This window comes from Streptomyces sparsus (assembly GCF_054776295.1).
In genome coordinates, this window is the sequence record NZ_BAAHCA010001630.1 from 1 (window position 1) to 621 (window position 621).

Genomic DNA, 621 nt, shown 5'->3' on the forward strand with positions numbered 1-621 from the left:
TGACGTTGGCGGCGCCCTCGGCGCCCATCACCGCGATCTCGTTGGTGGGCCACGCGTAGGTGAGGTCGGCACCGATGGACTGCGAGTCCATCACGATGTACGCACCGCCATACGCCTTCCGGAGTACCACCGAGATCCGCGGCACCGTCGCGTTGCAGTACGCGTACAGCAGCTTCGCGCCGTGCCGGATGATCCCGCCGTGCTCCTGGTCGACGCCGGGCAGGAACCCGGGCACGTCGAGCAGGGTCACGATGGGAATGTTGAAAGCATCGCACATCTGGACAAAACGTGCGGCCTTCTCCGAGGCCTCGATGTCCAGCACGCCGGCCAGCGACTGCGGCTGGTTGGCGACGATGCCGACCACCTGGCCGTCCAGACGGGCCAGCGCGCAGAGGATGTTGGTGGCCCAGCGCTCGTGGATCTCCAGGTAGTCGCCGTCGTCGACGAGCTCCTCGATCACCTTGCGCATGTCGTACGGCCGGTTGCCGTCCGCGGGGACGAGTTCGAGCAGTGTCTCCGAGCGGCGGTCGGCCGGGTCCTCGGTGGCCGCGGTGGGCGGGTTCTCCCGGTTGTTCTGCGGCAGGAGGGAGAGCAGGTAGCGGACCTCCTCCAGGCAGGTCT

General features: G+C 67.8%; 1 protein-coding gene. It reads right to left on the bottom strand.

The features are described from left to right. Positions 1 to 621, bottom strand: a 621-nt coding sequence (locus ACYVE9_RS30005; RefSeq protein ID WP_461031008.1) for a carboxyl transferase domain-containing protein, incomplete at both ends; no start/stop codon positions are given.